Source organism: Microbacterium sp. (assembly GCF_039812165.1).
Classification (GTDB): Bacteria; Actinomycetota; Actinomycetes; order Actinomycetales; family Microbacteriaceae; genus Microbacterium.
Window position 1 is genome coordinate 1 of the sequence record NZ_JBDIAB010000177.1, and the last position, 6,023, is coordinate 6,023.

At 72.5% G+C, this 6,023-nt stretch carries 5 protein-coding genes; 3 read left to right on the forward strand and 2 right to left on the reverse strand.

Translation table 11 applies throughout. From position 1 onward, the window contains the following. Nucleotides 1–28: 28 nt before the first annotated feature. A complete protein-coding gene (locus WML84_RS12095) occupies nt 29–1,297 on the reverse strand; it encodes a nucleotide disphospho-sugar-binding domain-containing protein (protein ID WP_347346396.1) in 1,269 nt (422 codons plus the stop codon). A gap of 134 nt (nt 1,298–1,431) precedes the next feature. Between WML84_RS12095 and WML84_RS12100 the strand changes: the two genes are divergently transcribed. Next, nucleotides 1,432–2,022, forward strand: a complete 591-nt coding sequence (locus tag WML84_RS12100) for a hypothetical protein (protein WP_347346397.1) — start codon at nt 1,432–1,434, stop codon at nt 2,020–2,022. An 83-nt stretch (nt 2,023–2,105) separates the two neighbouring features. Here the strand turns inward: WML84_RS12100 and WML84_RS12105 are convergent, their stop codons facing one another. Further along, complete coding sequence (locus tag WML84_RS12105; protein WP_347346398.1) at nt 2,106–3,629, reverse strand: Rv2578c family radical SAM protein; 1,524 nt, start codon at nt 3,627–3,629, stop codon at nt 2,106–2,108. Nucleotides 3,630–3,751: 122 nt separating this feature from the next. Here WML84_RS12105 and WML84_RS12110 point away from each other — a divergent pair, with 122 nt between their 5' ends. Next, complete coding sequence (locus WML84_RS12110) at nt 3,752–4,867, forward strand: M15 family metallopeptidase (protein ID WP_347346399.1); 1,116 nt, start codon at nt 3,752–3,754, stop codon at nt 4,865–4,867. An 83-nt stretch (nt 4,868–4,950) separates the two neighbouring features. After that, a partial coding sequence (locus tag WML84_RS12115; protein WP_347346400.1) for an acyl-CoA dehydrogenase family protein occupies nt 4,951–6,023 on the forward strand: 1,073 nt, incomplete at its 3' end.

A 6,023-nucleotide genomic window follows, 5' to 3' on the forward strand; every position in this document is an offset into this window, starting at 1 on the left:
CACCACCGGGGGAGAGGGACGGCGCCTGCTATCGGGCGACGAAGTCCTCGAGGGCGGATGCCGCGGCATCCGCTCCGCGGAGGGAGTCGAGCTCGGCGCCCACCCGGCGCGCGGCCGCGCGGAACCCGGGCTCGGCGCGCACGCGCTGGACCGCGTCGTGCACCGCGGCGGGCGACGGCGTGCCGGTCCGGAGGTTCACGCCCGCGCCCGACCACGCGACGCGCGCCGCCACCTCGGGCTTGTCGAGGTCGCCGCCGGCGATCACGAGCGGGATGCCGTGACCGAGCGCGGCGAGCGTCCCGCCCCAGCCGCCGTTGGTGACCATGACGTCCACGCGGGGCAGGAGCTGCGCGTACGGGACGAAGCCCGCGACGCGCGCGTTCGCGGGCACCGGGAACGGCAGCTCGTCCCGGCCCGGGACGCCGGTCGTGGCGACGACCACGACGTCCTCGCCGGCGAGCGCGTCGAGCGCGGGACGGAGCAGATCGGCCGGGTCGATGTTCTGCGTGCCCTGCGTCACGCACACGACCTCGCGGCCGTCGAGGTCTCGCCACCATGCCGGCGGCTCGAACGCGGCGACCGCACCGCGCGCGAGCACCCCGACGAACCGCACGTGCGGGGGCCGGTCGGTGCGCCCGAAGTCCAGCAGCGGCGAGCCGCTGGCCAGCACGAGCCCGCGGGAGAACACCGTCTGCTCGAACGTCGCGGAGGAGCGCGGCAGATCCACGTCCCGGCGTGCACGCGCGAGCGGTCCGCGCAGGGGCAGGCCGCCCAGCGGCATCGCGGCGCGCAGCAGGGCGTCCCGCGCCCGCAGGGCGGGCGTCGTGCCCGGGGTCAGTCCCATGCCGCTCGGCGGGCCCTGACGGCTCGCGAGGTTCAGCGGCAGCACCGCGAGCGTGGCGAAACGGCATCCGCTCTTCTCCGCGAACAGCACCGCACCCACCGAGATCTCGTCGCCCACGAGCGCGTCCCAGGGCTCGCGATCCCACTCGGCGACGAGATCCGCGACCTGCGCGGGCGCCGTGCCGATCATGAGGTCGGAGATGTTGACGAAGACCTGCCCGAGGCCCTTCTTGCCGAGCAGGCGCGGGAAGGTCGCGGCGAGGTCGTTCTCGTCGAAGTCCGGAGCCTGCCGCCAGGGCACGAGGCCGGCGCCCGTCGCCGCGACCTTCGCCGCGAAGGCCGAGCCGGTGTGCACGCGCACGTCGTGGCCGCGCGCGACGAGCGTCTCGGCGAGCGCGAGCATCGGGGCGACGTGCCCCGTGAACGGCATCGCCGAGAGCAGGAACCTGGCCATGGCGCCATTGTGGCCCGGCGCGGGGTGCGGCGCGAGGTCATCGGCGCAACGTGAGCGGCCTGTCGGTCGGAGCCGTGCGAATCTACAATCGACTCGTGAGGTGGGCTGAGCGCGGTGGGCTCCAGGGGGCGACGATGCTGGCCGCATTCGCGCTGCTGACCGGCTGCGCGTCCACGCCGGCACCGGCGCCCACGACCTCGTCGCCGTCGCCCGCGACCTCGACGCCGATCCCCACGGTCCCGCCGTCGGAGACCGACGTCCCCCTGGTGCTGCCGGACTGCGTCGACCTCGTGCCGCTCACGGTGGCTCAGGATGCCTTGGGCCCCGACACGGTGGCCCTCGCCGCCGGAGCATCAGCGCCCGACCTGATGTCCGATGCGGCGGCGGCCGAGGCGGCGCGCGACGCGTCGAGCACGCGCGTGTGCACGTGGGGCATCCCGCAGTCGGACGGGGGATTCAACGTGGTCGTCGCGGAGCTCTCGCCGGCCTCTCGCGACGCCCTCCTCGCCTCGATCAGCGCGTCGGGAGCATACGTCGAGAGCACCGTCGGCGGGGCGCCTTCGTTCTCGGCGGAGACGCCCACCGAGCTCGGAATCGCCTCGGTCGTCTACGTGTTCGCAGACACGGGCTGGGTGACCGTCAGCGGCTCGCTCGAGGAGTCCGGCGCTCTCGCCGTCGCCGAGGCCGCGCTCGACGGACTGCGCGCCGCGAATCCCGCGCTTTGATCCGCAGCCGATCCGCGTTCCGATGCGGCGGCGCTCTCCGGTGGCCGGTCGGCGGCCCGCCGCCGAGGCGGCGCACGCGGACGCTAGAACAGCCGATCGGTCTCGGCGGTCGCGCGTCCACGAGCGGTCGTGACCACGGGACCGGCACGCGATCGTCGTGACTGCCCCTCGTCCTCGAGCCGACCGTCGAGGCCGTGCCGGCGCAGCAACGGCCGGACGCGTGCAGAGAGCCACGTGCGGTATGCCTTCGGCGCCATCGTGGACACTCCCGGGTACAGGCCGCGGTACGCGGCGACCAGCTCGGGATGCTCGCGCGCGAGCCACGCCATGAACCAGGGCTTCACGCCGGGCCGCAGGTGCAGGGCGCCGAAGATCACCCGCGCGGCGCCCGCGGCACGGAGGCGTGCGAGGGTGTCGTCGAGCACCGCGACCGAGTCGGTGAGGTGCGGCACGATCGGCATGAGGAAGACCGTGACGCTCAACCCGGCATCCGTCGCCGCGCGGACGGTGTCGAGCCGCGCCGTGAAGCTGGGCGCACCGGGCTCGATCAGACGCCGCAGCTCCTCGTCGGCGACCGCGATGGACATCGCCAGCGAGACGGGCACGGTGACTGCGGCATCCCGCAGCAGCGGCAGATCGCGGCGCACGAGCGTCCCCTTCGTGAGGATCGAGAACGGTGTGCCCGAGTCCGCGAGCGCCTCGACGATGCCGGGCATGAGCCGGTAGCGGCCCTCGGCGCGCTGGTACGGGTCGGTGTTCGTGCCGAGCGCGACACGGTCGCGCCGCCAGCTCGGCCGCGCGAGCTCGCGCCGCAGCACGTCGGCGACGTTGACCTTCACCACGATCTGACTGTCGAAGTCGTGGCCCGCGTCGAGGTCGAGGTACTCGTGCGTGCCCCGAGCGAAGCAGTTGTGGCTGATCACGCCGTTCGCGACGAAATCGCCCGTGCCGGTGGTGATGTCGACCATGTCGATGTCGACGCCGAGGTCTTCGACGGAGCCGACCCGCAGATCGGCTACGGTCTTCACCGCGGTTCTCGCGAGGTTCGACACGACGACTCCCGCGAGCCCGAAGCCGAGAAGTCGGTCGGTCATGGTGAGATGCGGTCTGCGCCCGGCACCGCTCATGGCTCCGGTCACGTGCTTCCATCCGCGATCTGTCAGGAACCGATGGTCCCCGGAAGCCACGAGCTCGGTGCCGTCGGCGAGGGTGACCCGGTGCGCCCGTTCGCGTGTCGTCCAGGTCGCTTCGACGGTGGTCGGCACATAGCTGAGGTGGGCCCCTCGACGCTCCGTGCCGATGACCTCGTCTCCGACGGCGAGATCGCCGATGGCTGCCTGTCGGCCGTCGGCCTTGAGGACCAGGGTGCTCGGTTCGAGGCAGTAGACGCAGGCATGGCTGCATCCGCGGTACGGGTTGACGGTCCACTCGAACGGCATCGACGATGCGCTCGGCACGTGATTGAGGGCGGAGCGCGCCTGCACCTCGTGGAACGTCATGCCGGCGAACTCGGGGGTGGTCACGGTGCGGACGAGGCCGGCGAGCGATTCCAGCCCCGGAAGCGCCGCCGCGTCCGTCGCCCCTACCGTCTGTCCGTGCCATCGCATAGTCTGAGTGGAACATAGATACGAAAGAAGTGCAACATGTTCGTGTCGCAGATAGAACGACACGACGGCGTGTCGTCACGTGTTCCCAGGCGACGACGGGGATGCCGGTGCACAATGGGCACGTGCGGGAACCCGAGCCGTCCCATCGACGCGCCCCGCGTGCTGTCCGGATCCGCGCGTGGGCCGCCCTCGCGGTGGCCGGCGTGCTCGTGTTCGGCGGCTCGAGCGCCGTCGCGGCGGCGCTGGGCGGACCGGTGGTGAGCCGCGGCGAGGCGTTGGCGGGTGGCCGGGTCGCGGACGGCACGGGCACGGAAGGCGCGGGCGACGCAGGCGGTGGCGACGGCGACGGAACGCCGGGATCGGCGTCGACGCTCCCCGTTCCGGGACAGGCGTCCGCCGAGAACGGCGCAGGGCCGGACGACGGCGCGGACGGTGCGACGGACGACGCCGGCGGGACGGGCGGCGCAGACGACGCGGACGACGCCGTGACCTCGCCTCGGACGGATCTCGGCGACGGACTGTGCGCCGACCCCGCCGTGGCGGCGGCCCTGCAGGGCGGTGCCGACGTCGACGTCATCGCGGCCGTCGGAGGAGCCGAGGCGTTCCGCTCGGCTGTGGTGGGCGGCAACGCTCCGTGCCTCAGCCTCACCGAGCCGCATCGGGTGTGGGTCGTGGTCAACAAGCAGCGCGCACTCGATCCGATCGACTACTGGCCCGAGCCGCAGGCCCGCGCGGAGGGCGTGCAGCGCACGAGCGGTGGCCATCTGCGGGCCGACGTCGCGGTCGCCGTGTCGCAGCTCGCCGCGGCCGCGGCTGCGGAGGGCGCGGGCGCGGTGGGCGTCAACAGCGGCTTCCGGTCGTATGCCATCCAGCAGTCGACCTACGCCGGCCACGTGGGGGCGCTCGGCCGCGATGCCGCGGATCTCATCAGCGCACGCCCCGGACACAGCGAGCACCAGACGGGGCTCGCGGTCGACCTGGTCGCGTGCGACCGCGGCTGCGGGACGCTGGAGCGGTTCGCCGGCACCCCGCAGGCCGAGTGGCTCGCCGCCAATGCGTGGCGGTTCGGCTTCATCGTGCGCTACGAGAACGGCATGACGGCCGTGACCGGCTACGACTGGGAGCCGTGGCACCTCCGCTACCTCGGCGTCGACCTCGCGAAGGCGTATCACGACGGCGGCTTCCGCACCCTCGAGGAGTTCTTCGGCCTTCCGGCCGCTCCGGGCTACCCGGGCTGACGAGGCACCTAGACTTCGAACAGGGGCGATGCGCGGCATCCGATGCCCGCGCAGCGCCGCGACGGACGAGAGGAGCCGCCACCATGGAGCGCGACATCTACGACGAGGACCACGAGGCGTTCCGCGACGTCGTCCGCGAGTTCTGCAAGCGCTACGCCACGAACGAGGCGCGCGAGCGGTGGGATGCCGCGGGCGAGATCGACCGCGCGACGATGCTCGCCGCGGGCGAGGCGGGCATCATCGGCCTGTCGGTGCCGGAGGAGTTCGGCGGGGCCGGGATGCTGCAGGACTACCGTTTCCGCGCGGTCGTGGACGAAGAGGTCATCAAGGCCGGTGCGGGGTCGCTCGCCGGTGCCTTCGGCATCCAGGACGACCTTGCCGTCCCCTACCTCGTGCACATGGGCACGCAGGAGCAGAAGGAGCGCTGGCTCCCCGGCATGGCGACCGGGGAGATCCTCGGCGCGCTCGGCATGACCGAGCCGGGTGCGGGCAGCGACCTGCGCGGCATTAAGACCACGGCGAAGAAGGTCGACGGCGGCTACGTCGTCAACGGTGCGAAGACGTTCATCTCCTCCGGTGCGACCGCCGACGTGGTCGTCACGTTCGTCAAGACCGGCGAGGGCAACCGTCCGGACGCGTTCTCGCTGGTGCTGGTCGAGAGCGGCATGGCCGGCTTCGAGCACGGCAAGAAGCTCCACAAGGTGGGGTTCCACGGCCATGACACCGCGGAGCTGTCGTTCACCGACGTGTTCGTCCCCGACGAGAACCTGATCGGCGGCAAGGAAGGACTGGGCTTCGTCCAGCTGATGATGAACCTGCCGCTGGAGCGGCTCTCGATCGGCGTGGCCGCGGCCGCCGCGGCTCAGGCGGCCCTCGACTGGACCCTCGCATACACGAAGGACCGCGAGGCGTTCGGTGAGCGGATCATCGACTTCCAGCACAGCCGCTTCGCGATGGCCGATGTCGCGACCACCGTCGACGCGCTCTGGGCGTACATCGACCGGGCGCTGCTCGCCTATCGCGACGGCCGGCTGACCGCCGAGGAGGCCGCCAAGGTGAAGTTCTGGGCGACCGAGCGCGAGTGGGAGGTGCTCGACACCTGCGTGCAGCTCCACGGCGGGTACGGCTACATCACGGAGTACCCGATCGCGCGGGC